This is a genomic window from Anabaena azotica FACHB-119, assembly GCF_014697625.1.
Taxonomy (GTDB): Bacteria; Cyanobacteriota; Cyanobacteriia; order Cyanobacteriales; family Nostocaceae; genus Trichormus; species Trichormus azoticus_A.
Genome location: NZ_JACJSG010000022.1, coordinates 81,038 through 106,133, shown reverse-complemented (window position 1 = coordinate 106,133; position 25,096 = coordinate 81,038). Strand labels below are relative to the sequence as shown.

Sequence of the window (25,096 nt, the reverse complement as noted above, 5' to 3'; positions counted from 1 at the left end):
CATCTCTACCCTGTAAACCTTTACTGCATTTAAGCCAAAAACTCTGTAAGTCTTATTTTACAGACAATGACACAAGTAAAAAAAGACCAGCCTCCCACAGCTGGTCTAATTGTCTTATTTTTGCGTTGTCTTCTCAATAGAGTTAAAACCCGGTTGCGTATTCCCAAAATGCAACGGGCAACTTTTCTTAACAGTATTGTAACAGCCAACACAGTTTTTTTAAAAAAATTTATTAAAAAAAGATAAACCCTAGTGCAATTAGCCTCTATCTTTCAGAATATTTTAATAGGACTTACGCACCGAGTTTATCTATGGAGGTAGGGTGTAAGGGTGTAAGGGTGTAGGGGTATAGGTTTAGAGTTTTTACACCCCTACACCCCTATACCCCCATACCCTTGCCTACACCCTTGATTTTTCGTTTTCATGCGTAAGTCCTATTAAAAATGTCAAGGGGCGGAGATGGAGGGTATAGTTTTAACAACCCCTGCGGGAAGCCCCCCAGTGTAGTGAAATCTGTTACCACAACTATTGATGATTCAGCAAAGGCAAGAATTTCTTAATCAGTCCAATTGTCACGGCTGGTAGTTCTAACTGTGGAGTTAAGCCCACATCTTCCAACTGTTGAAACACCTGAATTGCTTGAGGATTCTGTTGTGCCAAGCGACGGCCAATTTCTGGGCCAGTGAATTGAGACTTTTGACCCCAGATAATGGCTGTGGGTGTTGTTAACTGTTCAATGTAAAGCGATAAATCAAAGCACAAATCACCCCGGACGAATGACAAAGCGGCATACTCAGCATGAGGCTGCTGGGCAGACTGTAGATAAGCTTCGACAATTTCGTCATATACTCGGTTAGGTTGAGCAAATTGCCGTTGTTCCAAAAAACTACGAATACCGCCACTGGTAGCAACGCCGGTACTGTATAGTAAGCGGTCGAGAAGAGGGATACTGACTATTTGCACAAAAATACTGCGAGTGTAGTTTTCGCCAAAATCAGACAACCCGGCTGGGGTAACAAGAATTAAAGATTTAAATAAATGTGGATTAGCGATCGCCACTCTAACAGTAAACGCTGCCGTCAGGGAAGATGCGATCGCTGTTACTGGTGCTGTGCAAGTTTGCTCAAAAAACTCCCGGATAGTCGTTAAATAATCTTCTATCTGATAATTGCGTTCTGGATGTTCGGATCTACCCCAACCTATTAAATCTGGTGCTAATATCCGATACTGCGAAGCAAACGCCGGATAGACTTTCGACCACTCATAAGCAGAAGATCCGCCCCCAAAGCCATGCAGAAACACCAAAGTTTCTTGCTCTTCAGCCTTCTCACTTTCCTGCCAAAGTGATCCAGCACCAGTGTAATACACCATTTTACCTAGCGAGGTAATTACCGAACGTTGTTCAAATCCAGGTGGTTGAAACATAGTGTTATTCATTAGTCATTAGTGTTTCTGTCTCCCTCATCTCCCTCATCCCCACAATTGCTATTATCAATGAACCAGCAATAATTTCACCTCTAGCCAGCGTCAGATTAAGCAGATGTAAAATTACTTGCTCACTTGTAAAGATTTAGTGATTTTTTTTCACACAGCAACAGAGCTTTTGCTTGTAACTACCTGATGGCAAGGTTTACTTAAATCTGATTTAGGTAGCGAGTATCACTTAGCTAATATTTTTTCATCCTTTTTTTATGATAGGCTACAGGAAAGTTACGGATAATTATCATCTTCCAAATAATGCTAAAGCGCTTATAAGCATTGTTTATTATTTGTTAGTACAAAAAAATAGCTGTCAGTATTTTTATGATTCTTTAGGTAATGCTAAGGTGGGGTGTTGTGTTCCAGCAGGCTACTCTTCAAACAGATCAACTACCAAAATTTGAAGACAGTAAATTTGTATGCAATCAATTCGATGGGAAGAAACAAGTTGTCGCTTCGGTGAAACGGAGTCAGTCGGAGGAAGGAATTAATAATACGATAGATGCAGAAACTTGTGTATGTTTGAACTTAGAAGATTTAAAGTGCTTTGAAGTGGTAGAGCATCAATATGAACATTGGGGAGTGATTTTGCAAAACTCAGTAGCGATACAACCATCAAACCCAGCCTTTCCCACTAATTCAGGGTTAACAGTTTTGATGGGTGCGCCCAAAAGCGGATTTTTGGAGGCGAAATTTTTGCGTCCTGTTAGCCAAGTGAGTGCTTGTGTCACTAGTTCCCAAAGACTGGTAATGTCCGCCTACGATCGCGATCGCCAGTTAGTAGCCCAAAGCATACTGCCTAGTGCGAATCTTGCCAACTCTGATTCGGCATTACACCCCAACACCTCACTATCTGTAACCAATCAAAATATTTGCTCCGTTAGCTTCTGTGCATTTGACGGTCAATTTACAATCAGTGCGTTTTGTTTCTGTGTTTAAGCAGAATCAGCAAATTTTAGCAGCAAAATCGCTTGACCCACTTCAACCCAGGTATTCTTATAGAGTATTATTGATGGTCGATTTATAGTATTTGGTTTTGAAAAAGCAAAAATGCTCAGTATGGTAATTTAAATTTACACTATCAAAGGGTATCTTAGCGGTAGCGGTGCGTTGATTATTAGGCTGGACAAAACTCAGAACTGATAACTCAGCATTAACTACTGGATTTCAATACCAAATAAAACTTATAAATTAGACAATTTTGTAATGTTAGGTAGGTAAACACTGTGGTAAAGGCTTTGTCTTCTTGGCAGCAATTAATCAACCAGATGCCCAACTGGCTGCTTCCAGAGCATAAGACGAAAGCCCCCAAGCGGCGGAATTATCAGCATCTGTCAGAACTAAATGGTCTGGTAATTTTGCTCTTCATTCTCGTTGGGATGTGGTTGTGGAACTGGAAACTACTATTAGCACTGCTAGTTGGCGTTGGCGTAATGTTATCAGCCTACTCAATGCAAAAATGGGACTGGAAGTTACGTTGGGTAGAACTTCAAAAACTTTTTAACGGGACAAACCGCCGATTAGTGATAGCTGTAGGTAGTGGGGGACTAGCTACTGTCAGTACTTACATGGCTGCGGCAATTTTGGCAGACTCCCCTAGCCCTTGGATCGCAGCTGGTGCGATCGCCCAAGGATTAGGAACATTGCTGACTATAATTTTGCTATTGTGGCAACTTGTCAAAAACTATGCTGGTAAAGAGGAAAACGACTTTGAGCAGTTCTTCCTCAATCTCACAGAAAAAGACTCTTTAAAGCGCTTGGTAACTTTACGTAGATTAACTAAAATCATCAAAGCTCAACAAATTGACTCCCAATTGCAGCGAGAGATTACCCAATGCTTGCAATTGCTACTCACTCGTGAGGAAGAACCAATAGTTAGAGAAGCCGCTTTTGAAAGCCTACAAGCCCTAGAGCCATTACAACCACTACAATCTCCACCTATGTCACCTCTCAAACCCTTGTCAAGTCAAGTTAAGGCAAAAGCTTAGGGACTGGGTGTTATCAGTTATCAGTTATCAGTTATCAGTGGAAATAACCTGTCAACTGTCAACTGTTAACTGTCAACTGATAAAGTTTACCATTACGTACTTGTACCACAGGACGATTACATCGGCGGACTAATTGTTCGTCGTGAGTAGTAACAATGATAGTTGCTCCAAAAGAATTTAACTTTCGGAGAATCTGCATCACTTGCCAAGAGTTATCGGGATCGAGATTGCCTGTAGGTTCATCAGCTAATATTAATGGTGGCGTTCCTACAATTGCCCTTGCAATACTCACCCGTTGTTGTTCTCCTCCAGAAAGCTGATCAGGAAAACAGTCAGCTTTAGAAAGCAAACCCACCAATTTTAGTGTAGGTTCTAAACGCCTTTGAATTTCCTTGCGGGTATAACCTTGAGCTTGTAACACAAAAGTTACATTTTCCGCCACAGTGCGCTGGGGGATGAGTTTATAGTCTTGAAATACAATACCAATACGTCGGCGTAATAATGATAAGCGATCGCCCCGCAAAGTTGTCACATTACAGCCGTTCACCACCACTTCTCCTTGGGTGGGTAACTCCTCCCCATACAGCAGTCTTAACAGAGTTGACTTCCCTGAACCGCTAGGCCCTGTAATAAATAAAAATTCTTTATTTTTAATCTCTAAGTTGACATCCAGCAAAGCATGACAACCATTAGCATAAGTTTTGGTCACAGACCTTAACTGCACCATGTTACTGGTACAACCTTCTTGAGCTTTCCCCTCTTTTTCATCAGTTACCTGTTCGCTAGTTGCTGGATTTGTTAATACAGGCATTACTCAATCTTCCTTAGACAATAGACAATCGTTGAGTAGGGACGCACAGATGTGCGCCCCCACTATGTATCTGTATCGGTATAACGTTCATTTTTGTGAGCCTACCCCTGAAAGGAGTTAGCATCAACCTTACCTGAACAGTATTGACTTAAAAATAAGGATTCCCAAGTAAAGCCTAAAAATCTCAAATCCAGTATTAAAAGTTTTTAAACCCTTTACATTAAGCTAGTACAATCACTTAACTTACAGGGAGCAACTGTCAACCGTCAACTCCTAAATAGTCAAACGATAAACAAACGCCTTCACCGCAAATTGAGGCAAAGCCAACATTCGCCGCCAACGCCAAGGTTCTTTGTAAAGACGATATAGCCATTCCAAATTATTATTAGCCAACCAAGCGGGGGCGCGATTTTTGCTACCTGACCAAATATCAAAACTACCGCCAACACCAATCCAAATGGCTTGGGGACACAAATGGCGATTTTGTGCAATCCATAATTCTTGACGTGGTACACCCAAACCGACCAAAATCACCTGTGGTTGTAATTGAGCGAGATTTTGTCGCAACTTTTGTTCTTCTTGTGCAGAATGGAAGCCGGAATGACTACCTACAATCTTCAAATTAGGCGCTTTTTGCTGCCAATAATCGGCTGCTTTTGCCGCTACTCCGTTTGCGCCACCGTAAAAGAACACCGTTTTATCTGGCTGCTGTTGACTAATTGCTGGCAACACCGTTTCCGCTAGTTCAATCCCCGGACAACGCTGGACTTTTTGCCAACAAAGCCAGCGCAAATACATAACTATCCCTGCACCATCTGGAATGATCAACTCCGCATTCTGAATGATTTTGTTCAGGGATGTATTTTGCTGCGCCTGCATTGTCATTTCCGCATTCAGTGTGACTACATGAGCGCCCTTGCCTTGTTTTAAGGATTCTAGCAACCACCTTGGATAGTCACTCATCACATGAACTGGGATACCCAGCACCGTAAACACTTTAGATGATGGAAACATAGCCCTTGAGCCTCACACCACATTGTCTCGACGATAGTTTATCAAATTTTTTCACAGGTCGCCTCTGGGCTGAGAGGGAGGGTATTATGCAAATAAGTTGACGAAGAAAACTGAATTGTTAAAAGTGAGCTTCTTTTTTGCTTATTTTGCATAATAAAAACAGCTTATAATGCCTGAGTAATCTTATATCATAGTTTTTTGAGAAATTTCTGGAAAAATTAACTAGATTATTTTTAGTAATCGCGAGGCTGTATCAGGTAGTAAACGAAAAAAACAGGGAAATTTCGGTGAAAATTTTTGTGTAATAGCGTAACGGGTAGAAATTGACTATGAGTAAAATTCGGATTGCGCTGATTGAGGATCATGATCTAACCCGTGTGGGTATTCGGACGGCACTACTACAAAGAGAAGAAATGGAAGTTGTCGGAGAAGCTGCCAATGCGGTAGAAGGACTGAATATGTTAAAAACGGTACAACCGGATATTGCGATCGTTGATATCGGTTTACCAGATAAAGATGGCATAGAGTTAACAAGGGAATTAAAATCCAGCAACAGTAATAACCCGGATTTAGGAACAAAAGTATTGATTTTAACCTTACGGGATAATAAAGAAGCGGTTTTGGCAGCTTTTGCAGCTGGAGCTGATTCTTACTGTATGAAGGATATTGGGTTTGATAATTTATTGGAAGCAGTCAAAGTGACTTACAATGGCAACGCTTGGATTGATCCAGCGATCGCCAGAATTGTCCTACAACAAGCACAACAGTCTCCTAAACCAGAGCTTACCAAAGTAGAACCAGAAAATACCCCAAAAAATTCCGCCATTGAAGAAGATTTAGATATTATTGACCCCTATACCCTTACAGAAAGAGAGTTAGAAGTGCTACAGTTGATCGTCGAAGGCTGTAGTAATGCCGTCATCGCCGAACGTCTATATATTACAGTCGGAACTGTAAAAACCCATGTTCGCAATATTTTAAATAAACTCTCCGCCGATGACCGCACCCAAGCGGCAGTCCGAGCTTTACGTTCTGGATTAGTAGGTTAAACTGGGATGGGATAGAAAGATTCTCAAACAAACTAAAGAGTAAAGTTATACTTGTGAGAGAAGTAATTTTTCTCCAAAAAAAATTACTTTTTTTACTATTATGGCAGTAGCCAGATAGATAAGGAAAAGGAGCGATCGTCCAATCCTGATAGCAAGCAGATATTAAACCTGTTACCTATCCCCTGTCCCCTGTTCCCTGCCATATTTAACTACTCGGTGGGATAAGAACTATCATATCTCACCAATTTCTAGTACGCGAAAAAGCAAGTCAACTATGACGCAAAACGAGGTGCAAAAACTCAAGCTCATGGTAGTAGACGATGAGCCAGACAACTTAGATTTACTCTACCGTACTTTTAGGCGAAATTTTCAAGTATATAAAGCCAATCATGCTCGCAAAGCTTTAGAAATTCTGGCTCAAGAAGGCGAAATGGCTGTAATTATCTCAGACCAAAGAATGCCCGAAATGAACGGTACAGAATTATTGAGCCGTACAGTTGGACTTTATCCCGACACAATCAGGATTTTACTGACAGGTTTTACAGATGTAGAAGACTTGGTAGAAGCCATTAACTCTGGTCAAGTTTTCAAATACATCACCAAACCTTGGAATCCTGAACGCCTAAAAGCTGTAGTTGAACAAGCCACAGAAACCTATCGCTTAGTTAAAAAACGCACCCAAGAATTGCAGCGTGCGTTGCGGCGACAATCTTTATTTAACGCGGTAACAACAGCCATTCGAGAATCCTTGGATTATGAGAGTATGCTGCAAAAAATCGCCGCCACTATAGGACAAACCTTTGGAGCTACTTGTTGTCTACTCAAGCCAGTAGAAAACAACCGCCTAACTCCAAGTCAGTTTTATTATCAAAATCCAGCAGCAGATTTACCTGAAAGTGCCTTTGACCCGTCTTGTTTAATCGTCAAAGTACTGGAAACTGGTGATTATCAAATTGCCCAAGATACATACAATGGCAAATTCTGTAATTACTTGGTTGTACCCCTATCCTACCAACAGCAACTGCTAGCTGTGCTGGCTCTTTACCAATGGGGACTAGAGCATTCTTGGCATGATGAGGAGATTCAATTAATTACAGGTGTGGCTGAACAAGCAGCTTTAGCAGTTTCCCAAGCAAAACTCTACCAACACCTGCAAGAAAAACAACAGCAAATCAGTGCTGAATTAGAAGTGGCGCGGCAAATTCAAAATAATTTACTGCGTCAAACCCTACCAGATATTAAAGGCGCAAAATTACAAGCTTGTTGTTATCCAGCGCGAGAAGTAGGCGGTGACTTTTTTGAAGTCTTTGTTCATCCCACACAAGGAGATGTGTGGTTAGCAGTGGGTGACGTTTCTGGTAAAGGTGTACCGGCGGCTTTATTCATGGCTAGCGCCATTTCTGTCTTACGTCGGGAACTATCACAAGAAAACCCACCTGAACCCAACGTAGTTATACATAATCTCAACCATGCTTTGTCTGATGACTTAATTAGCAACAACTGCTTTATCACTTTTGTCTTAGCTCGTTACACACCTACCACTAGAGAGATAGTTTATGCAAACGCTGGTCATATCTATCCGTTAGTGTGGTCAAATCAAATTAAAGTACCAGAAAAACCCGTCTATCTCACCGTGAGAGCCATCCCTATAGGAATTTTACCTAAGTGGCAGGCTAAGTCGGGTAGTTTATTGCTGAAACCAGGAGATACATTACTGTTAGCCAGCGATGGAATTACGGAAGCAACAGTATCGACAAAATTAATAAATTCCGTGAAAACCGGGGGTGGCGGTCAGTCGGTAAGTCATTCTATGCTGAATCAAGATGGTCTGTGGCAACTTTTACAACAAGAGCCTCAACCACTATCTCTTAACCACTTGTTAGCTCGGATTCAGGCAGATAACCAAATTCAAGAAGACGATCAAACTATACTCTCATTGGAGGTTTTGTAACTTATGAAAAGTGAGCTTCATGTACCAAGTGACTTGAACTATTTGAACATCGTCGAAAACTGGTTACTGGGATGTTTAAAAATTCAGTTTGGAGAATCTGTTGACTGGTCACGACAATCAAGTCGCTTGCGTCTAGCGTTGGTGGAAGCCTACTCTAACGTTGTGCGTCACGCCCATAAAGAGCAACCAAACATACCAATATTACTACGTGTAGAATTTAAACAACGAGATATTGCTATAGAAATTTGGGATTACGGCGCAGGTTTTGATATGTCTAGCTATTTCCCACCGAATCCAGATGATAGGCAAGAAGGTGGCTATGGTTGGCTAATTATGAATCGTTTGATGGATAAAGTAGAATATCAATTGCAGGTTAATGGGGCTAACTGTCTCAAGTTAGAAGCTACTATACCAGAATTAACTAATAGTTGAAGAGGGAATAGAGGACAGCAGAAAGAAAAGAATGATAGGAACTGGTAGAAGTTTTTGTTAGGGTATAGTGCAGGCTAGCCCAAAAAAATAAATGATAGTCCTATATTTAAATAAAGATTTGTGCAGTAATTTACTGCGAAGCGTTAATAGTAATATAGGTACATCTATCACTAGCTGATGTGCATTTCTTCTTAGGAGTATTGGATTTTTCTTGCTAAACTGATTTAATTAATTATTTGGCAGGCAACTCTCCAGGCAAGAGAATGTCTATCCGCTTCATTTAAAATGCGAACTATTGCGGAAATTAACGAAAAAATTAACCGTAAAACTGCGGTAATCCTGACAGTTGAAGAATTAAAAGCACGAGTGTTAGAAGTTGGTGTCAGTAAAGTTGCCCAAGAAGTTGATGTAGTCACTACTGGCACTTTTGAGCCAATGGAATCCACTGGTGCTATTCTCAATCTTGGACACACTGACCCACCAATTAAAATTCGCCGTTGCTGGTTAGATGGCGTTCCCGCTTACAGTGGTTTTGGGGCTGTTGATTTATACTTGGGTGCTAGCTGTGCTGTAGATGTAATGGACGGTGAAGAAGTCCGCGAACGTGGCGGTGGTCATGTGATTGAGGATTTAATCGCGGGTAAACCCATACAGGTCAGGGCGCAGGGACAAGTAACTGATTGTTATCCCAGAGCGAGTTTTGAAACTACAATTACTCGCGACACTATCAATCAGTTTTATTTATTCAATCCCAGGAATCTCTACCAAAATTTTATCGTCGGGGTGAATGGAGGCGATCGCCCACTGCATACCTATCTCGGCCCCCTACAGCCACGCTTGGCAAACGCTGTTTACTCCAACCCTGGGGCAATTTCTCCCCTATTCAATGACCCCAATTTACAACTCATTGGCATCGGTACAAGAATTTTCTTAGGTGGTGGCGTTGGTTATGTGGCTTGGGAAGGTACACAACACTTTCCCTTACAAAAGCGCCTAGCTAATCAAACACCAATCGGCCCGGCTGCGACTTTAGCTTTAATAGGTGATGCCAAACAAATGGATGCCCGTTGGGTGAGGGGTTGTTACTTTAAAAGTTACGGCCCTTCCTTGATGTTAGGCGTTGGCGTGCCATTGCCAGTGTTAAATGAAGAGGTGGTAAAACACTGTGCAGTTCAAGACCAAGATTTAGTAGCGCCAATAGTAGATTTTTCCATTCCTCGGCGGGTTCGTCCCACATTTGGTTTAGTGAGTTACGCTCAACTCAAATCTGGACGTGTCACCATTGAGGGTAAAACTGTGAGGGCTGCGCCTTTAGCTAGCATATTCCTCTCTCGACAAGTAGCAGTAGAACTAAAACAGTGGATTGAGGCAGGTACTTTTACTCTCACAGAACCAGTAGCCCCAATTCCTCAAGAGCGTTCTTTCCTACCTCAAGATAGGTGGCGGGATTTTTAGGGATTGGGGAAGGGGGAAAGGGGAAGGGGGAAAGGGGAAAGGGGAAGGGGGAAAGGGGAAAGGGGATTAGGGATTGGGTATTTCTCCCTCATCTCCCTCATCTCCCTCATCTCCCTCATCCCCCTCATCTCCCTCATCTCCCTCATCCCCCTCATCTCCCTCATCTCCCTCATCCCCCCTACTCCCTACTCTGCCGACTTGGGCTTCTTGACCGGCTTAGGAGTTGGCGTTTTTGGCTGGGGTTTGGAAACTGCCGAGGGTTCGCCGCCGACTTTCTTGACGGGACGAGGCGTTTCTCCGGGTCTTCTGGGGGGAAAGGGTTTTCTGGAACCACCACGGGGGCCGCCGCCACCGCCGCCTTTGAACGGTGGTCGGCGTTTTTTGGGTAAGTCGGCGATCGCTTCGGCAATTTGCACTACCAAAGCGTCACCTTCTCGCTTGGCTTGGAAATCCCAAAATTTCCCTACAGCTTTGGTGGTCAGTACACCTTGCAGTTTCAATTTAAAGTATTTGGGTTTATCCGTTGGTTTACGGGGTGCTTGCTTAATTTTGACAACTAAGCTTTTAGAGTCAAAAGCTTGGTAAACTACTTCACCACGGACAGAAAATCCACCATCAGGGATATTGGCTGAAGGCGCTGGGGGTTTTGTTGCTGCTTCTGGCGTATCGGGTACTATTAATTCTTGTAAACCCGATTCTGGCTCGTCTTCTTCTGGTGAATTTTTAGCCAGATTTTCTGGTTCCCAAACGCCGACGATTTGCATATGCAAACTGTCATTTTCTTGCCTTGTGCGGGGATAAACTACCCACAAATGGTCTTTTTCCAGGTCTAAGTGATTCTTGACTAAACTCATAATCCGACCCAGGAGGACGGCGTTGAGTTCTACCCCATCACAGGTGAGCAAAATACCTTGAGTGAATTGCTCATCGCTAGCACGGTAACGACCCCGGACTAAACCAATGGCACGATATTGCATTGGTTCGCTGGGAGGCGGGATTGGTTGCTGGCGATCGGCTAGGTTCCCATCTGAGGTATTCTCACTAGTGGTAGATGAGGAATTTTCTCGTTTAATGGGTGGCGGTGCTGCTATTTGAATATTAGCGGCTGCCTCTGTATTATTTTCAGGCTGATCGGAGGCAATAGAGTTGGAAGATTCAGGCAAAGGCATCAGGTCGGAAGTCATAAAAACTCCTTGCGGCGGAGACACATCCCAATTTTGGGATTTTACTAAGCATCGAGAAAGAGCGCCGATGTGACTGATGAAAGTATATTGGCTTTTCATAAGATCACATCCAACGCTCTATACAATTTTAAAGACGCTAGACTCGTCATTCTACTCTAAATCTGTAATTTAGCGCCTTTATACTAGTTTCGGAAGCATATCACAGCTTCCATTTTGACGGCTCCTCCTAAAGTCATCACTTACTTTAGCGGTGCTAATCGGTTGTTTGTTATAAAATTCACAGGTATTTGGCGGTATTCCGTAAGCTTTTGGAAATCTTTAACGTTCTCATTCGTGTAGATAATATTGTGATTATAGTTATGGAGGGGGTTTAAACTGTGTCTCAACCTGGCAATCGCTGGATAGTTCAACTCATCTTAGCACTGGCAGTTCTAGCCTTTGTAGGTGTTTCAGTGCTGCCCATCATTGGGGCGCTCAACAATAGTACATCACCTCCAAATCCGAATAACGCTAGTACCCCAAGCGCCCCTGTTGCTTCCAACCAAAAGACTAAATGGGAAGATGAAGTACGTGGCTATGAATCGGTTTTACAAAAGGAACCAGAAAATCAAACTGCTTTGAAGGGTCTATTACAAGCGCGGCTACAACTTTTAGCGATAAAACAAGGTAATGTGCAAAGTGTCATTGAGCCTCTGGAGAAATTAGCCAAGCTCAATCCTGATCAGACTGAGTATGGTGTGCTACTCGCTCAAGCCAAACAGCAAATTGGCGATAATGAAGGCGCAGCTCAGGCTTACCGGGCAATTTTAGACACGAAACCCGGTGACTTAAAGGCATTGCAGGGAATGGTAGTGCTGCTGATAGACCAAAAACGCCCCGAAGCTGCTGTTGGGTTATTACAAGATACCCTGACTAAAGCAGCCCAAGCAAACACGATCCAACCTGGAAGTGTGGATACAGTGGCTGTAGAGGTATTATTAGGCAATGTTCATGCTTCTCAGAAACGTTTTCCTCAAGCGATCGCCGCATTTGACCAAGCAATTAAGAAAGATGCCAAGGATTTTCGCCCAGTTCTCGCCAAAGCACTGCTTTTAAAGCAGCAGGGACAAACAGCAGCAGCTAAACCTTTATTTGATACTGCCTTAGCCCTAGCTCCTGCACAATACAAGGATGAAATTAACAAAGCAGCCTCCGCATCTCCCACCCCCGCGCCTGCTGCTTCTCCTGCGCCTACTCCTGAAGGTAGCCCCACTCCTGCGCCGGCTGCTCCTACGCCTACACCAGAAGCTACTCCGAAGCAGTGAGGGAGTGGGGGGAGTCTGACAGGTGTAGGTTTTTTACTGGTGTTCCAAAAACCTTGGTTTGGGGTGTAAGGGTGTAGGGGTGTAGGGGTGTAGGGGTGGATGAAACAATGATTTTCTCGTTAGTTTTATAGTTCTTACTCACTGCTATATTAAAAACCTACACTTGTGAGGTGGGGGGAGTGGGGGGAGTAGGGGGAGAAAAATCAGTAATTTGTTGAGTAACTAAAAAATATTATTCTCCCTCATGCCCCTCATCTCCCTCATCTCCCTCATCTCCCTCATCTCTCAGCTTACGCTCCTTCAATAGCAGCGACAACACCAAAAATCAAAAACAAACATCCGCCGGCAAGGGTGAGTTGGCGTTCAGAGATTTTTCCGGCGATCATTTTGCCACCGATGACTGCGATCGCTGCACAAATAGCATGACCAATAATGGCTCCTACGGTTACGCCAATGATGTCATTTCCGGCGGCTAGGGCGATGGTGGCAATTTGTGTGCGATCGCCCCATTCAGCCATAAATGTCAACACAAAGGCTTCTAATATAATCGATAAGGGCGTTTTTTGTTTTGGTAGCTGCAAATCGGCTTTTTCTACGGCTGCTTTTGCCTCTTCTATTTCGTCGATGACTTCGGCTTTATCAGCAGCAGCAGACATTTTACTCCCTTGGTACAACAGCTTAATTCCAAAGGCAAAAAATAAAACAATTACAGCATAGTGAATATAAATTTTTGGTAACAGAGACACTACTTGTCCAAACATCACCGATAAGACTGTCATAGCTGCTAAAGCCGCTACCACCCCTGTAAACACCAAGCGTCGGGAATGGTGCATTGCTAATATGACGGCGATAAAGAATGTCTTATCACCCAGTTCGGAAACTGTAATTAGTAATAAACCTGCGGTAAAAGCTGTTAGCACTCTCTCAAGCTCCTGAAGAACGTTTACCGATGTGGAGCTTGATGAATGCCAAAAGACCTCACCAAGCTCACATCTCGAATGTGAACTTAGTGAAGGTCTCGCTTACAAATCTTTAATTATTGTCATCTGAACCAGGCTCATCGCCAGTATGTTGACTCAGATGTACTGGCTTTTGCCAGCAGCTACTCCCCTTCTATCAGAATTGAATTATATACCTGTCTCAGGCAAGAGTCAAGCACTTAAACTATGGGTGATAGATATTTTGACATTGCTAAATCTACGAATGATTCTTGTAGGGTAGGCATCTTGCCTGCCCGGAAATATGGAGGACGGGCAAGATGCCCATCCCACAAAACTATTTAAATCATTTCCTATTTATGCAATGACATTTTAACTGTTGACAGCAACTGGTTTTTGTGATGCCAGTCCTACTAGTTTTTCGCTCAACTCCCATAGGCGATCGCCTTTTTCGTCATCGCGGGCTTGGGGAGAAACTTTCTGCACAAAAGACTTACCATCTTTTTTCTGACGATTTCCCCAACTCCAGTAAGCACCAGACTGTTTATATTCAGGTGCTGCAACTACATCTGCAACTCTTTCTCCTGCTAAGTCTTGGGATACGTATCCCCCAGTAATGTATTTCTGGAATAAGGGGAAGAGTTTTTGGAATAGGGGATAGTGGTTACGGAATAATGGTGTTTCGGCTACGCAACCGGGATACAGGGAGGTGAAGGTGATTCCTGTTGACTCGTGATAGCGGCGATGCAGTTCTCTCATGGTGAGGACGTTACAAACTTTGCTGTCTTTGTACGCCTTCACAGGTTCAAACTTTTTACCGTCAATCATGGAAATGGGCGGTTTAAAGCCTTGGGCAAAACCTTCCAAGTTACCCAGGTCTGGGCGTGGTGGAATCTTTCCACCTAGTTCGTCTGGGTTGTGGGTGACGGTTCCTAAAATCACCAGTCGTTTATCCGCCGCCGATGACTTTTGCAAGTCCTCAAGCATGAGGTTACACAGCAGGAAATGACCAAGGTGATTAGTGGTCATGGTTAACTCGTAACCTTCTGGGCTGCGTAAAGGTTCTTTAATCAAAGGCATATAAATTGCGGCGTTACATACCAAAGCTTCTAAAGACTTGCCGCTTGCTCTAAAATTGTTGACAAACTGGCGCACACTATCCAAGGAACCTAGATCAATGTGCATGATGGTGTAGCTGTCCTTGGGGATGCCCACATCTTGAGCGGCTTGTTCTGCCTTTTCTAAATTACGGCAAGCCATAACCACGTGCCACCCTCTTTTGGCAAGGGCTTTAGCTGCATACAAACCAACCCCAGAAGAAGCTCCAGTAACTATAACCGTTGATTTTCGATCCTGTGCCATTGTCTTAAGACTCTATTAATCGCCGTTTCCTATTTTCAGGATTTTACCCTAATGAGTTACTGCTTCTGATTGGTTTATTGCTGACTGTTACATAGCTCTACATTTATCGCAACTTTTAGTTTAAATTGCTTAACAAATGTTTGGACTGGAGTAGGTGGGTGTAGGCGATCGCCTAATTGACGGCGTATCTATAATGTTTAGATTAACCAACGCTGTTAAACGTGGATTTATCTGCCCTAATCTAAAACATAGACTGTAGCTGTATCTGTTTCTGAAACAACTTTTGCTGGTCTGGCAATCTTGCCATTTTCCACAATTTTAAATATAGGCCATAACTTCTCTAAATCCGATGGACTATATTTTACAAAATATGGTTTTTCGTAGGCTGCATCATTAACATATGAACCATCTACTATTAAAGACCTTTTAGGATGGATGATATAATTACCAGCCTCACAAACATTAACGAATTTAATCTCCTTCTGGGTAATATTTTTATCAATATAATTGTATTTATTATGGATTTTTCTCCGATTCTGCACTCTAGGGTCGCAAACAACTGCACCTGATGGTAACTGACTGATAATCTGGGTCATATCTGCTGTGTTCATCACCCGATTACTACCATACTTACTTAATAAGAATTTGGACTCATAAAATAAGTTGCTAAAGCAAGACATGAAAATAATGATGCCTGTGAGTATGTAAAATATTTGTTTTTTGCTCTTAGAAAAATTCAGGTAAGCAAGAGACGTAATCGTTAAAATAATAGGCGTAAATATTATGAGTATTTTGTAGTGAAAAACAGTTGTTTCTGAATCAAGGTTAGAAGCAGCATATAAATAAAGACCCCATGTAGAACACAAGATACCCCAAATATATTGATTTCCTTTAAATTTGACAATACCAAAATACGTAACCACACTGAGGAAGATAATAGATATAACGAAATACATCCATGAAGCATTCCACAGATATGGTTCTTGAAAGAGTTTGAAATAATTCAAGAATAAATTGCTCAGTTTCTTAGCTAAACCTGCGAATAAAGAACTATTTGTACCTGTTTTAGACTGAAATATAACTTTTACAATCAATTTAGTGTTCTGAAAGCCTCTGCCAAATTCACCTATCCAATATGGTAGTAAGACAATTGCGCTTGATAGAAGGCTGATAATAGGTAATATTATTAGTGAGTAAGATTTTCTCTTGATAACTTTATATAAAAAAATCCCACAGCTAATAATAAATACAATGGGCATTACAAACAGCGTGGAAGAGTGTAAACTCATTAATATGGATAAAACTATTCCATATCCAGCCCATAACATAGCTTGCACTGGAAAAGAAAATTTACCCTCTATTTGAACATAGTATAGTAATGTAAAAGCCAGAAAAAAGAAAGGAATTGAACTAGGATTCCATTGAAAATTATTAATAAATATTTCGCCATAGAGAACGCTATACCAAAAGCCAGCTAAACCACTTAGCAATATTCTCTTTTGCGGTTCGACATTTTCTAGCAGTTGATAGACTAAATAGATTAATAAAGGGATAGATAAAAAAGAAAATAAGGCGTTGGGAAATGCTTGGAAGACTGGATCTGCACCTAAAAGGGTAAAAGGCCAGAAAAGATAATAATAGAGGGGTAAAATATGGTGTCCACCCACAGCCGCGACGGGGCCGAGTGTAGGAAATTCACCTTTCCAAATATTCAGGACGATAAAAGCATCCCTTATTTGATCAGGAGCCGGGCCGATATCAAATGATACGTATTGAAAAACACCAATGATTCTGGTGATAAAACCTATGAGAATTGCTAGGAAAATAAGGCTGTAGCCTGTTACCGTTGTTTTACTAAGATGCTTCAACTTTAAACTAAGTTTAAACATGATAGTTATATCCTTACGTAATGATGATGTATGATTGGATGCTGTTTTACAATTTTTTGATTTCCAGTATCATACATTACGCATTTATAAACTTTTGTTTTTTTATTGCTAGGTATCCATGAAGATACTTAGAAAATTCTCGTTAGATTTGTGGTTGGGGACAGGTGACAGGGAACAGGGAGTAGCTGGAATGCTTTGTGCCTAAGTGTTGTGTGATTACTTGAGATTCTGATGTATCTGGCAACTTACCATATCATGTCCGTTAGAACACTGAAGGTATCTGTGGGGGTTGGTCATCAGTGATTAATAATTGGGGCGTTGCTGAATTAGAATATGAAATCGCAAAATGACCGTCCTTTTTCTTTGTAACTTAGCGCCTTTGCGCCTTTGCGTGAGACAAATTCATATCTTGATTCAGCAACGCCATAATTGGTATAGCTTTTCCTAACTATTACCTAATTTCCGCTTGAGTATTTCTGCCATTTGCTGAAAATCTTCTTCTGTTTGGGGGAAGGGATATACTGGACTGTTGGGATTTCCCCGTTTGATCAATTCTTCAATAGCATCATCATCTTCTCGGTGAGCGAGAACTAGAGATGGTAATTTTACCAGATGGTAGAATAGAACCATGACAAAAGCAAACTATACTGCAATGACAGACCAGGAGCTAAAGCGTTACCTTGTCAATCATCGGGATGATAAGGAAGCTTTTTATGCTTATATGGATAGACGTAAATCTCGTAATCGGGATGTTGCTATTGAATTGAATGATCCAAACTGGGAAGAGAAAATAAAAGCGGCGATTGAGAAACAGTTAGGCTCTGCTTGATAATTCAACTACTTTATCATCGAGGTGGACTAGTATTTACAGTCCCCTCGATTGATCATATCTACTTAATACTTCCTTTCCTTTGGCTCAAACATATTAATAACCACTGGGCGATATTGAATGTCAATACCTGCGGGTGAATAGTAAGCCATTGTGTGTTGCAGGAAATTAGCATCATCTCGCTGGGGATAATCTTCGCGGAAGTGTGCGCCACGGCTTTCTCGACGGTTGAGGGCTGAGGCTAAAATTGTCTGTCCGACTACGATTAAACTCCGCAATTCTAATGCTTCTACTAATTCGGTATTCCAACAACTGCCTTTGTCATCTAAGTATACTTGACTATATTTCTGTTGCAGTGCTGATATTTTTTCCCAACCTTGAGTCATTAATTCTTGGGTGCGGAAAACGCCACAGTATTCTGTCATCGCATCTTGAAATGCTTGGCGGACTTCGTTAATACGGTATTGTCCAGGCTGTTCTAGTAGGGCTTGGATTTCTTGTTGAGCTTGTGTGATGTAACGTTGCTCATCTATGGTGGGTAACTTACGTTGCTGCACATATTGAGCGATCGCCGCCCCTGTCCGCTTACCATAAACTACACATTCCAATAGCGAGTTACTACCTAGACGGTTCGCCCCATGCACGGATACGCAAGAGGTTTCCCCAGCCGCAAAGAAGCCTTCAACTAAGCCATCGCCACTACTGCGGACTCTACCATCCGTGTTCACTGGTATACCACCCATACAATAGTGTATGGTAGGACGGACTGGCATGGGTTGAGTGACTGCATCTACACCGACTAGGCGATGGGCTTCTTCCCAACAGAAGGGGACGCGACTCATAATTTTTTCTTTACCCATGTGGCGCAAGTCGAGGTAGACAAAGGGGCCGCCTGCACTTCCATCTGGATGGACACCACGCCCAGCCCGAATTTCATAGGCGATCGCCCGTGAGGTAATATCACGAGGAGCTAGTTCCATGCGACTGGGTGCATAGTTCGCCATAAAGCGATCGCCTTCGCTATTAATGAGATACGCCCCTTCCCCCCGCACAGCTTCGGAAATCAAGACACCAACTGGATATAAGCCTGTGGGATGGAATTGGACAAACTCCATATCTTCTAGGGGTAAACCTGCGATCGCCGTCATCGCCAAGCCATCACCAGTGGAGGCGTAATCATTGGATGTCGTGTTATAAACGCGACCATAACCTCCAGTGGCAAACATCACAGCCTTTGCCCTAATTACCTCGATATGCCCATCTAATAAGCTGTACATGACCACACCCTTAGCCTCATTTTCTTCCAAAATCAGGCGCATCACGTACCATTCTTGATAAATATGCACACCGTAACGCCGCAAATTATTCACCAATTCATGCAGAATTGCGTGACCAGTCTTATCAGCAGCGTAACAAGTGCGATTATGAGAATGTCCCCCAAAAGCCCGTTGAGCAATGCGACCATCAGGGAGACGTGAGAATAAAACCCCCATGTGTTCCAGGTCAATGACTACATCTGGGGCTTCTTGAGCGAGTATCGCTACTGCATCTTGGTCTGCTAAATAATCAGAACCCTTGACAGTATCAAAAGCGTGAGCTTCCCAAGTATCACTCGAATCCACATTTTTTAACGTAGCCGCAATACCACCTTGAGCAGCTACAGAGTGGGAACGAATGGGGTGAGTTTTGGCGACCACTGCAACATTTAAACTAGGGTCAGTACGAGCAATTTCCACAGCCGCCCGACACCCAGCCAATCCACCCCCAACAATAATTACATCATGCTCTAGCATATTAGCCACCGACTACAAAACCCTGCTGTTCTATTGTAAAGACGTGATTCACTGAGATGTCTGGTATCTTCACAAAAAAATTCCCCATCAGTAGACGGGGACAGGAAAATTCAAAATGCAAAATTTAAAACTACTTACGGGTAGGCTCAAGCTGACGTTAGCGCCGCTTTAGTACAAAATTTCCATTAACTAGATATTATCAACTTGTTGCTTGTACAGGTTTTTGTTGGGAAACGTTACCAGGGATAGGTTCAGTTTTTGTGCCTGGTTCTACAGCAGTAACTTCTATATGATTTAACAATGTAGTTACAAATGCGAACAACAAAAACGGTAGTGATAGCAATACAACAAGACCAACAGTTACTAACGCATATACTGGTCTTCTAGCACCCATCAATGCTAAAGCTGATGCCAAACTCAGGACAATCGTAATTAACCAAACAATTATTTGACCGTAGATATCACCAAAGGTTAAGGTGCAGACAAAACGATAGTTTTGATTACTAACTTTGCTCATTTATGTTTGCCTCAAGTCTTTCCTATAGGTTCTACGTTAAAACCATGTTTGACCCAGAGACAATTTCTCAATATTTTTGCAAGGTTTGTAATATCACTTCATAAATGGGGAAAGGGGAAGGGGGAAAGGGTAAAGGGAAATAAATAAACTGTTGACTATAGACTGTTGACTATGGACTGTTGACTATGGACTAATGACTAATTACAAATTATTACAAGATTTATCATATATTGGGTTTGCACCCGTCTTTTTGGGTGTCTATTTTTGTGTGTAGCGAGTTCAATTCGCCTGATTAATCAAACCCATGAGTCAAATAGTCTGGATCGCAAGACACGCCAACCGCCTCGACTTTGTTAACCCTGACTGGTTTCTGACCGCAGAACGACGTTATGATCCGCCCTTGTCTGATGATGGGATGGTGCAAGCTAAACAGCTAGCTCAACGTTTGCGAAAAGAGAAAATCCATCATATTTTTGCTTCTCCTTTTCTGAGAACGGTACAAACTGCTAATGCAGTAGCAGAAGTTTTAGATTTACCGATTAATCTAGAGACAGGGTTGAGTGAATGGCTCAATCCAGCTTGGATGACTGAAGAACCAAAACGCCTGTCAGCTTCAGCCCTAGCAGAATTATTTCCTAGAATTAATCTGAGTTATACAGCACGTATTGCGGCGAATTATCCTGAAACCCACGAACAAGTCAGGGCGCGTTCGGGACAAACAGCTAGGTGTTTGGTGACGGAGTTCTCTCCAGATAATATTTTGTTGGTGGCGCATGGTGCGTCTGTGCTGGGTGCTGCAATGGGGCTAGTTGGAGAAATTGCCAAAACTGAAGTCAAAGCTTCTTTATGTTCCTTAGTCAAGGTTGTGCGCTACGAGCCTGACTGGTTGCTAGAACTAAAGGGAGATACTTCCCATTTGACTGAGGTAGAAGAAGTGATTCGATTTGCTTAATAAGTTGACAGTTGACAGTTGACAGGTGACAGGTGACAGGTGACAGTTGACAGTTGACAGTTGACAGGTGACAGGTGACAGGTGACAGGTGACAGTTGACAGTTGTTCTTTTCCCCTTTCCCCCTTCCCCCTTCCCCTTTCCCCCTTCCCCCTTCCCCTTTCTATGGACTGTTGACTATTAACTGTTGACTATGGACTAATGACTAATGACCACTGACCACTGACTCATTTACTACTAAGTTTTATGACTTTATTATTAGCGGGAGATATTGGCGGGACGAAAACTATTTTACGTTTGGTGAAAATATCAGACTCATCGGAGTTAAAGACTATTTTTGAGGAAACTTACCACAGTGGGGATTTTCTTGATTTAGTACCGATGGTGCAGCAGTTTTTAGTCAAGGCTAATTCACCAACACCCGAAAAAGCTTGTTTTGCGATCGCCGGGCCAGTGGTGAATAATACTGCTAAGTTGACTAATTTGGCTTGGTTTTTGGATACTGAACGATTAGCCCAAGAATTGGGTATTCCCTTAATTTCGCTGATTAATGATTTTGCTGCTGTTGGTTATGGGATTTTTGGTTTAACTAAGCAAGATATCCTCACTTTACAAGTTGGCAAAACAAAACCGGAAGCCCCTATCGCTGTTATTGGTGCTGGTACTGGGTTAGGACAAGGATTTTTAATCAAGCAGGGAAATCACTATCAAGTTTTCCCCTCGGAAGGTGGACACGCTGACTTTGCTCCCCGCAATGAGTTAGAGTTTCAGTTATTGAAATATCTGCTGGATAAACATGATATTCAGCGTGTTTCTGTGGAACGGGTAGTTTCTGGACAGGGAATTGTAGCAATTTACCAATTTTTACGCGATCGCAAACAAGCCACAGAGTCGCCAGAAATTGCTCAAATTGTCCGCACCTGGGAACAACAAGCCGGACAGGCGGAAAAAAGTGTAGATCCTGGTGCAGCTATTGGTAAAGCCGCAGTGCTGAAGTGCGATCGCCTTTCGGAACAAACCCTGCAATTATTTATAGATGCTTATGGTGCAGAAGCCGGGAATTTAGCCCTCAAACTCTTACCCTATGGCGGTTTATACATTGCAGGCGGTATCGCCCCCAAAATCTTACCCTTGATTGAAAACAGCAACTTTTTACTCAACTTCAGTCAAAAAGGCAGAATGCGCCCACTATTGGAAGAAATCCCCGTTCATATCATTCTCAATCAACAAGTGGGATTAATAGGTGCTGCTTTGTGTGCTGCTAGGTTATAACAGCTAGCATCATCAGTAATATCAGCATCCGCGATGCCAAAACTATGACAGTAAAAATTGTGTTCTCGTTCATCGCCGCTACCTTAGTTTGTAGCGGCTCCATGACTGTAGAAGCACGTCAGCCCAAACGTGCTAATGCTCCAGCTAAAACAGTTATATCTCGCAAAAAACCAACTGTTGCTCAAAAAACTGAGTCTCCAAGAAAACCAACTGTTATTAAAAAAACCGAGTCTCCAAAAAAACCAACTGTTGCTAAAAAAACTGAGTCTCCAAAAAAACCAACCATTGCCGAACCAGTTCAGCCACAATGGAAGTTGTTTACTGCCCCAGATGGACGCTTTTCTGTTTTAATGCCTGGTATTCCCAAAAAGGAATCCCAAACCCAAAAAACCCACATGGGGGAAATTAATTTAGAGGTTTTTTCAGCCCAACCCCCCAAACAGGAAGTAGCTTATTTAGTGGTATACAACGAATTTCCCTATAGCTATGGAAAAATCACAGACCCCCAGGAAATTTTGAATAACGTCCGAGATATGGCGTTAAAGACCACAAAAAGTAATTTGTTGAATCAGCGCAATATTCGCAGTTCTAACGGTCATCCAGGCAAGGAAATTACTTATATAAATGCAGGCGGTAAAATCACCAAAAGTAGAATTTATGTGGCTGATGGACGCTTGTATCAAGTAATGGCGATAACTACCAAAAAGCAGCAAAATACTCTAGCTAAAACTATTACCGGATATCTCAATTCCTTCCAACTAGTTCTGAAAAGGTGAAATGTAGCAGGGAATAGGTAACAGGGGACAGGGGACAGTAGGGTGGGGAGTGCATCGCCACCTTCTTATTGAAAAGGTATAAACTTACCAACTGCTATGAGATGCCCAACAATGAGACATGATTTACACCTTTGCCCATTAAAAAATTCCCATAAAACCTCTACATTCCTCTGCGCTAATCTCTGCGCCACTCTGCTTTTGAAAAAATATATTTTTCCTTCTAAAAAAGTATTAAGAAATACAGATTCTCAAAACTTATATCTAACAAATACCGCCACGAACTAATATATCGGCAACTCAAAGCCGGAAAACCGTACTCATAATAGAGCGTAATTTCTACCTGATATATCCCTGTTTAGATAGATACAATCAAGGTACAACTTAACTAATATTGTTGTCTAGTAAAGATTAAAAAAATCTTTACAGCATTAGCAGGAGAGCGAAAACATGGGAAATCAATTCAAAACGCTTGCTTTGCTTGCTGCCCTTAGTGGCTTATTAATTGCTATCAGTTATTGGGTAATTGGCGGTAGTGGCGGCTTAATTATTGGTATTGGCTTGGCGGCAGTGACAAACCTGCTTTCATGGTATCAATCAGATAAGATTGCCTTGGCCGCTTACCGAGCGCAGCCTGTAAGCGAAAGCCAAGCGCCGGAATTATATCACATGGTGCGGAGATTATCGCAACGGGCTAATATTCCCATGCCTGGAATTTACATCGTTCCCGGCCAAACTGCTAATGCTTTTGCCACAGGACGAGATCCAGAACACGCTGCTGTAGCTGTCACTGAAGGCATTTTAAATATATTGCCAGAGGATGAATTAGAAGGTGTCATCGCTCACGAACTTACACATATTATTAACCGCGACACCTTAACCCAAGCTGTAGCTGCTACGGTGGCTGGTGCTATCTCCTTCTTAGCGCAAATGGTGAGTTATAGCTTATGGTTCGGGGGAGTTGGTGGAAGAGATAACGAAAGAGGCGGAAATCCTTTTGGGGTTTTGTTAACTGTACTGCTTGCACCGATAGCCGCAACAATTATTCAGTTAGCAATTTCCCGCACGAGAGAGTTTTCTGCTGATGCTGGTTCTGCTAAATTAACAGGTAATCCTCGCGCTTTAGCTCGTGCATTACAAAGATTAGAAGCTACAGCAAGACAATTACCTTTGAATGCTAACCCAGCTTTTGAACCGTTATTAATTATCAATCCCATCTCTGGGCAGTTTTTAGGCAATTTGTTTTCTAGTCACCCATCTACGGAAGAAAGAGTTCAAGCACTGCTTCAGTTAGAGCAACAACTGGTTAGAGGCTAGGGAGATGAGGAAGTAACCCACCCCTAGCCCCTCCCAAGAGGGGAACAGGAAGCAGAGGAGTAGAGAACAACTTTTGACTTTTGTACGGGCGGGTTTAATTGACATATTTATTTTCCCCATGAATTTCTGGCTGAACCCGCCCCTACTGGACTGTTGACTAATGACTAATGACTAATAACAAAAAGGATATTTCAACTATGAATAGTGACAACATTGAAATCATTGAAACTGTAGAAACTGTTCAATCTACTGTGGTAGTAGAAATTAGCTCTCAAACTGATGAGATAGTGGAAGCGGAGATGGTTGGCGAAACTGATGAAGTTAAGCGCGAAACTAAAGCACTCATTGAAGCCCTTAAAAGACGCGCTCAAGCTGAAGCTGAAACCGCCGGAACTTTCACTCGCGAAACTTACATAAATGCTGTGCGTAAGATTCGGGAAACCATTGAAGGGGGCAGAACTGGGGATGGTGATGGTCTGAATTTAGATGGAAGCGATCGCATAGAATATTTCTGGGCAGTATTGAAGGACGAAGCTGAGAAAAACTGGCATTTGTTGATGAAGGATTTTGTAGATTTTACTGTGCGTCTACAAAATGCCGCTAAAGCTGCTTGGGATGCCTTCAATGCCCCACGCCATCAAGGTTAATGGATGGAAAGCCAAGTAATTCAAACTAGATGAACTGCAAACAGAAGTATGGTGTGTTGTCGCATAGCGCAACGCACCATTTTGACATTATAGTGGCGTGGCAAGCTTAAAATGTTGCATTAATTAACCACAGAGGCACAGA

General features: G+C 42.4%; 24 protein-coding genes. 14 read left to right on the top strand and 10 right to left on the bottom strand.

The genetic code is table 11. The annotated features are described in order from the left end of the window. Positions 1-525: 525 nt before the first annotated feature. Positions 526-1,425 (bottom strand): alpha/beta fold hydrolase, encoded by a 900-nt coding sequence (locus tag H6G83_RS17125; RefSeq protein WP_190474480.1) that lies wholly within the window; start codon positions 1,423-1,425, stop codon positions 526-528. Between the two features lie 393 nt (positions 1,426-1,818). Here H6G83_RS17125 and H6G83_RS17120 point away from each other — a divergent pair, with 393 nt between their 5' ends. Further along, on the top strand, positions 1,819-2,418 hold the full coding sequence (locus H6G83_RS17120; protein WP_190474454.1) for a hypothetical protein: 600 nt from the start codon (positions 1,819-1,821) through the stop codon (positions 2,416-2,418). Between the two features lie 287 nt (positions 2,419-2,705). Beyond that, a complete protein-coding gene (locus H6G83_RS17115) occupies positions 2,706-3,467 on the top strand; it encodes an armadillo-type fold-containing protein (RefSeq protein WP_190474451.1) in 762 nt (253 codons plus the stop codon). A gap of 58 nt (positions 3,468-3,525) precedes the next feature. On the opposite strand, the gene ftsE is transcribed toward H6G83_RS17115, so the two are convergent. Both ftsE and H6G83_RS17105 read right to left on the bottom strand, forming a co-directional pair. Next, on the bottom strand, positions 3,526-4,278 hold the full coding sequence (ftsE, locus tag H6G83_RS17110) for a cell division ATP-binding protein FtsE (protein ID WP_190474450.1): 753 nt from the start codon (positions 4,276-4,278) through the stop codon (positions 3,526-3,528). Positions 4,279-4,551: 273 nt separating this feature from the next. After that, positions 4,552-5,292 (bottom strand): WecB/TagA/CpsF family glycosyltransferase, encoded by a 741-nt coding sequence (locus tag H6G83_RS17105; protein ID WP_190474448.1) that lies wholly within the window; start codon positions 5,290-5,292, stop codon positions 4,552-4,554. A gap of 329 nt (positions 5,293-5,621) precedes the next feature. Between H6G83_RS17105 and H6G83_RS17100 the strand changes: the two genes are divergently transcribed. From H6G83_RS17100 to H6G83_RS35390, 5 genes are all read left to right on the top strand, one after another. Continuing rightward, complete coding sequence (locus tag H6G83_RS17100; RefSeq protein ID WP_190474446.1) at positions 5,622-6,341, top strand: response regulator transcription factor; 720 nt, start codon at positions 5,622-5,624, stop codon at positions 6,339-6,341. 274 nt (positions 6,342-6,615) lie between these two features. Then, positions 6,616-8,292 (top strand): SpoIIE family protein phosphatase, encoded by a 1,677-nt coding sequence (locus H6G83_RS17095; protein ID WP_190474444.1) that lies wholly within the window; start codon positions 6,616-6,618, stop codon positions 8,290-8,292. A 3-nt stretch (positions 8,293-8,295) separates the two neighbouring features. Next, positions 8,296-8,724: an ATP-binding protein gene (locus tag H6G83_RS17090; protein ID WP_190474443.1), complete on the top strand. Its 429-nt coding sequence runs from the start codon at positions 8,296-8,298 to the stop codon at positions 8,722-8,724. 285 nt (positions 8,725-9,009) lie between these two features. Then, positions 9,010-10,179, top strand: coding sequence for a homocysteine biosynthesis protein (locus tag H6G83_RS17085; RefSeq protein ID WP_190474441.1), 1,170 nt, complete (start codon positions 9,010-9,012; stop codon positions 10,177-10,179). Between the two features lie 73 nt (positions 10,180-10,252). Further along, entirely contained in the window at positions 10,253-10,390 is a 138-nt protein-coding gene (locus tag H6G83_RS35390) for a hypothetical protein (protein WP_242044640.1), read from the top strand. Here the strand turns inward: H6G83_RS35390 and H6G83_RS17075 are convergent. Beyond that, positions 10,365-11,363: a hypothetical protein gene (locus H6G83_RS17075; RefSeq protein ID WP_190474478.1), complete on the bottom strand. Its 999-nt coding sequence runs from the start codon at positions 11,361-11,363 to the stop codon at positions 10,365-10,367. The two genes, H6G83_RS35390 and H6G83_RS17075, sit on opposite strands and share 26 nt — an antisense overlap. A gap of 377 nt (positions 11,364-11,740) precedes the next feature. Between H6G83_RS17075 and H6G83_RS17070 the strand changes: the two genes are divergently transcribed. Beyond that, positions 11,741-12,667 (top strand): tetratricopeptide repeat protein, encoded by a 927-nt coding sequence (locus H6G83_RS17070; protein WP_190474439.1) that lies wholly within the window; start codon positions 11,741-11,743, stop codon positions 12,665-12,667. 290 nt (positions 12,668-12,957) lie between these two features. Here the strand turns inward: H6G83_RS17070 and H6G83_RS17065 are convergent, their stop codons facing one another. The 4 genes from H6G83_RS17065 to H6G83_RS17050 all read right to left on the bottom strand — a co-directional run bounded on the left by H6G83_RS17065 (position 12,958) and on the right by H6G83_RS17050 (position 17,486). Then, positions 12,958-13,587 (bottom strand): TMEM165/GDT1 family protein, encoded by a 630-nt coding sequence (locus H6G83_RS17065; RefSeq protein ID WP_190474436.1) that lies wholly within the window; start codon positions 13,585-13,587, stop codon positions 12,958-12,960. A gap of 390 nt (positions 13,588-13,977) precedes the next feature. Beyond that, the gene (locus tag H6G83_RS17060) at positions 13,978-14,967 is read right to left on the bottom strand and encodes a protochlorophyllide reductase (RefSeq protein WP_190474434.1); all 990 of its coding nucleotides are present in this window, start codon (positions 14,965-14,967) and stop codon (positions 13,978-13,980) included. A 236-nt stretch (positions 14,968-15,203) separates the two neighbouring features. After that, positions 15,204-16,856, bottom strand: a complete 1,653-nt coding sequence (locus tag H6G83_RS17055) for a hypothetical protein (protein ID WP_190474432.1) — start codon at positions 16,854-16,856, stop codon at positions 15,204-15,206. Positions 16,857-17,300: 444 nt separating this feature from the next. Further along, entirely contained in the window at positions 17,301-17,486 is a 186-nt protein-coding gene (locus H6G83_RS17050) for a DUF6887 family protein (RefSeq protein WP_190474428.1), read from the bottom strand. Between H6G83_RS17050 and H6G83_RS17045 the strand changes: the two genes are divergently transcribed. Beyond that, the gene (locus H6G83_RS17045; protein ID WP_190474427.1) at positions 17,485-17,685 is read left to right on the top strand and encodes a DUF6887 family protein; all 201 of its coding nucleotides are present in this window, start codon (positions 17,485-17,487) and stop codon (positions 17,683-17,685) included. The two genes, H6G83_RS17050 and H6G83_RS17045, sit on opposite strands and share 2 nt — an antisense overlap. A gap of 65 nt (positions 17,686-17,750) precedes the next feature. Here the strand turns inward: H6G83_RS17045 and H6G83_RS17040 are convergent, their stop codons facing one another. Both H6G83_RS17040 and H6G83_RS17035 read right to left on the bottom strand, forming a co-directional pair. Then, a complete protein-coding gene (locus H6G83_RS17040; RefSeq protein ID WP_190474425.1) occupies positions 17,751-19,478 on the bottom strand; it encodes a succinate dehydrogenase/fumarate reductase flavoprotein subunit in 1,728 nt (575 codons plus the stop codon). A 199-nt stretch (positions 19,479-19,677) separates the two neighbouring features. Further along, positions 19,678-19,995, bottom strand: coding sequence for a hypothetical protein (locus tag H6G83_RS17035; RefSeq protein ID WP_190474423.1), 318 nt, complete (start codon positions 19,993-19,995; stop codon positions 19,678-19,680). 304 nt (positions 19,996-20,299) lie between these two features. Here H6G83_RS17035 and H6G83_RS17030 point away from each other — a divergent pair, with 304 nt between their 5' ends. The 5 genes from H6G83_RS17030 to H6G83_RS17010 all read left to right on the top strand — a co-directional run bounded on the left by H6G83_RS17030 (position 20,300) and on the right by H6G83_RS17010 (position 24,954). Then, positions 20,300-20,947 carry a histidine phosphatase family protein gene (locus H6G83_RS17030; protein WP_190474421.1) on the top strand — a complete coding sequence of 216 codons (648 nt, stop codon included), beginning with the start codon at positions 20,300-20,302 and terminating at the stop codon, positions 20,945-20,947. Between the two features lie 244 nt (positions 20,948-21,191). Further along, positions 21,192-22,217, top strand: a complete 1,026-nt coding sequence (locus H6G83_RS17025) for a glucokinase (RefSeq protein ID WP_190474419.1) — start codon at positions 21,192-21,194, stop codon at positions 22,215-22,217. A gap of 44 nt (positions 22,218-22,261) precedes the next feature. Continuing rightward, positions 22,262-22,993 (top strand): hypothetical protein, encoded by a 732-nt coding sequence (locus H6G83_RS17020; RefSeq protein WP_190474417.1) that lies wholly within the window; start codon positions 22,262-22,264, stop codon positions 22,991-22,993. A 447-nt stretch (positions 22,994-23,440) separates the two neighbouring features. Further along, positions 23,441-24,307 carry a zinc metalloprotease HtpX gene (locus H6G83_RS17015; RefSeq protein ID WP_190474415.1) on the top strand — a complete coding sequence of 289 codons (867 nt, stop codon included), beginning with the start codon at positions 23,441-23,443 and terminating at the stop codon, positions 24,305-24,307. 197 nt (positions 24,308-24,504) lie between these two features. Continuing rightward, entirely contained in the window at positions 24,505-24,954 is a 450-nt protein-coding gene (locus tag H6G83_RS17010) for a hypothetical protein (RefSeq protein ID WP_190474476.1), read from the top strand. Positions 24,955-25,096: the final 142 nt, after the last annotated feature.

What these genes read in the sequence shown, in the direction of transcription:
- H6G83_RS17125 (WP_190474480.1), bottom strand. Translation starts at nt 1,425, where the DNA reads ATGTTTCAACCACCTGGATTTGAACAACGTTCGGTAATTACCTCGCTA.
- H6G83_RS17120 (WP_190474454.1), top strand. Translation starts at nt 1,819, where the DNA reads ATGCTAAGGTGGGGTGTTGTGTTCCAGCAGGCTACTCTTCAAACAGAT.
- ftsE (WP_190474450.1), bottom strand. Translation starts at nt 4,278, where the DNA reads ATGCCTGTATTAACAAATCCAGCAACTAGCGAACAGGTAACTGATGAA.
- H6G83_RS17105 (WP_190474448.1), bottom strand. Translation starts at nt 5,292, where the DNA reads ATGTTTCCATCATCTAAAGTGTTTACGGTGCTGGGTATCCCAGTTCAT.
- H6G83_RS17100 (WP_190474446.1), top strand. Translation starts at nt 5,622, where the DNA reads ATGAGTAAAATTCGGATTGCGCTGATTGAGGATCATGATCTAACCCGT.
- H6G83_RS17095 (WP_190474444.1), top strand. Translation starts at nt 6,616, where the DNA reads ATGACGCAAAACGAGGTGCAAAAACTCAAGCTCATGGTAGTAGACGAT.
- H6G83_RS17090 (WP_190474443.1), top strand. Translation starts at nt 8,296, where the DNA reads ATGAAAAGTGAGCTTCATGTACCAAGTGACTTGAACTATTTGAACATC.
- H6G83_RS17085 (WP_190474441.1), top strand. Translation starts at nt 9,010, where the DNA reads ATGCGAACTATTGCGGAAATTAACGAAAAAATTAACCGTAAAACTGCG.
- H6G83_RS17075 (WP_190474478.1), bottom strand. Translation starts at nt 11,363, where the DNA reads ATGACTTCCGACCTGATGCCTTTGCCTGAATCTTCCAACTCTATTGCC.
- H6G83_RS17060 (WP_190474434.1), bottom strand. Translation starts at nt 14,967, where the DNA reads ATGGCACAGGATCGAAAATCAACGGTTATAGTTACTGGAGCTTCTTCT.
- H6G83_RS17055 (WP_190474432.1), bottom strand. Translation starts at nt 16,856, where the DNA reads ATGTTTAAACTTAGTTTAAAGTTGAAGCATCTTAGTAAAACAACGGTA.
- H6G83_RS17045 (WP_190474427.1), top strand. Translation starts at nt 17,485, where the DNA reads ATGACAAAAGCAAACTATACTGCAATGACAGACCAGGAGCTAAAGCGT.
- H6G83_RS17050 (WP_190474428.1), bottom strand. Translation starts at nt 17,486, where the DNA reads ATGGTTCTATTCTACCATCTGGTAAAATTACCATCTCTAGTTCTCGCT.
- H6G83_RS17040 (WP_190474425.1), bottom strand. Translation starts at nt 19,478, where the DNA reads ATGCTAGAGCATGATGTAATTATTGTTGGGGGTGGATTGGCTGGGTGT.
- H6G83_RS17035 (WP_190474423.1), bottom strand. Translation starts at nt 19,995, where the DNA reads ATGAGCAAAGTTAGTAATCAAAACTATCGTTTTGTCTGCACCTTAACC.
- H6G83_RS17030 (WP_190474421.1), top strand. Translation starts at nt 20,300, where the DNA reads ATGAGTCAAATAGTCTGGATCGCAAGACACGCCAACCGCCTCGACTTT.
- H6G83_RS17025 (WP_190474419.1), top strand. Translation starts at nt 21,192, where the DNA reads ATGACTTTATTATTAGCGGGAGATATTGGCGGGACGAAAACTATTTTA.
- H6G83_RS17020 (WP_190474417.1), top strand. Translation starts at nt 22,262, where the DNA reads ATGACAGTAAAAATTGTGTTCTCGTTCATCGCCGCTACCTTAGTTTGT.
- H6G83_RS17015 (WP_190474415.1), top strand. Translation starts at nt 23,441, where the DNA reads ATGGGAAATCAATTCAAAACGCTTGCTTTGCTTGCTGCCCTTAGTGGC.
- H6G83_RS17010 (WP_190474476.1), top strand. Translation starts at nt 24,505, where the DNA reads ATGAATAGTGACAACATTGAAATCATTGAAACTGTAGAAACTGTTCAA.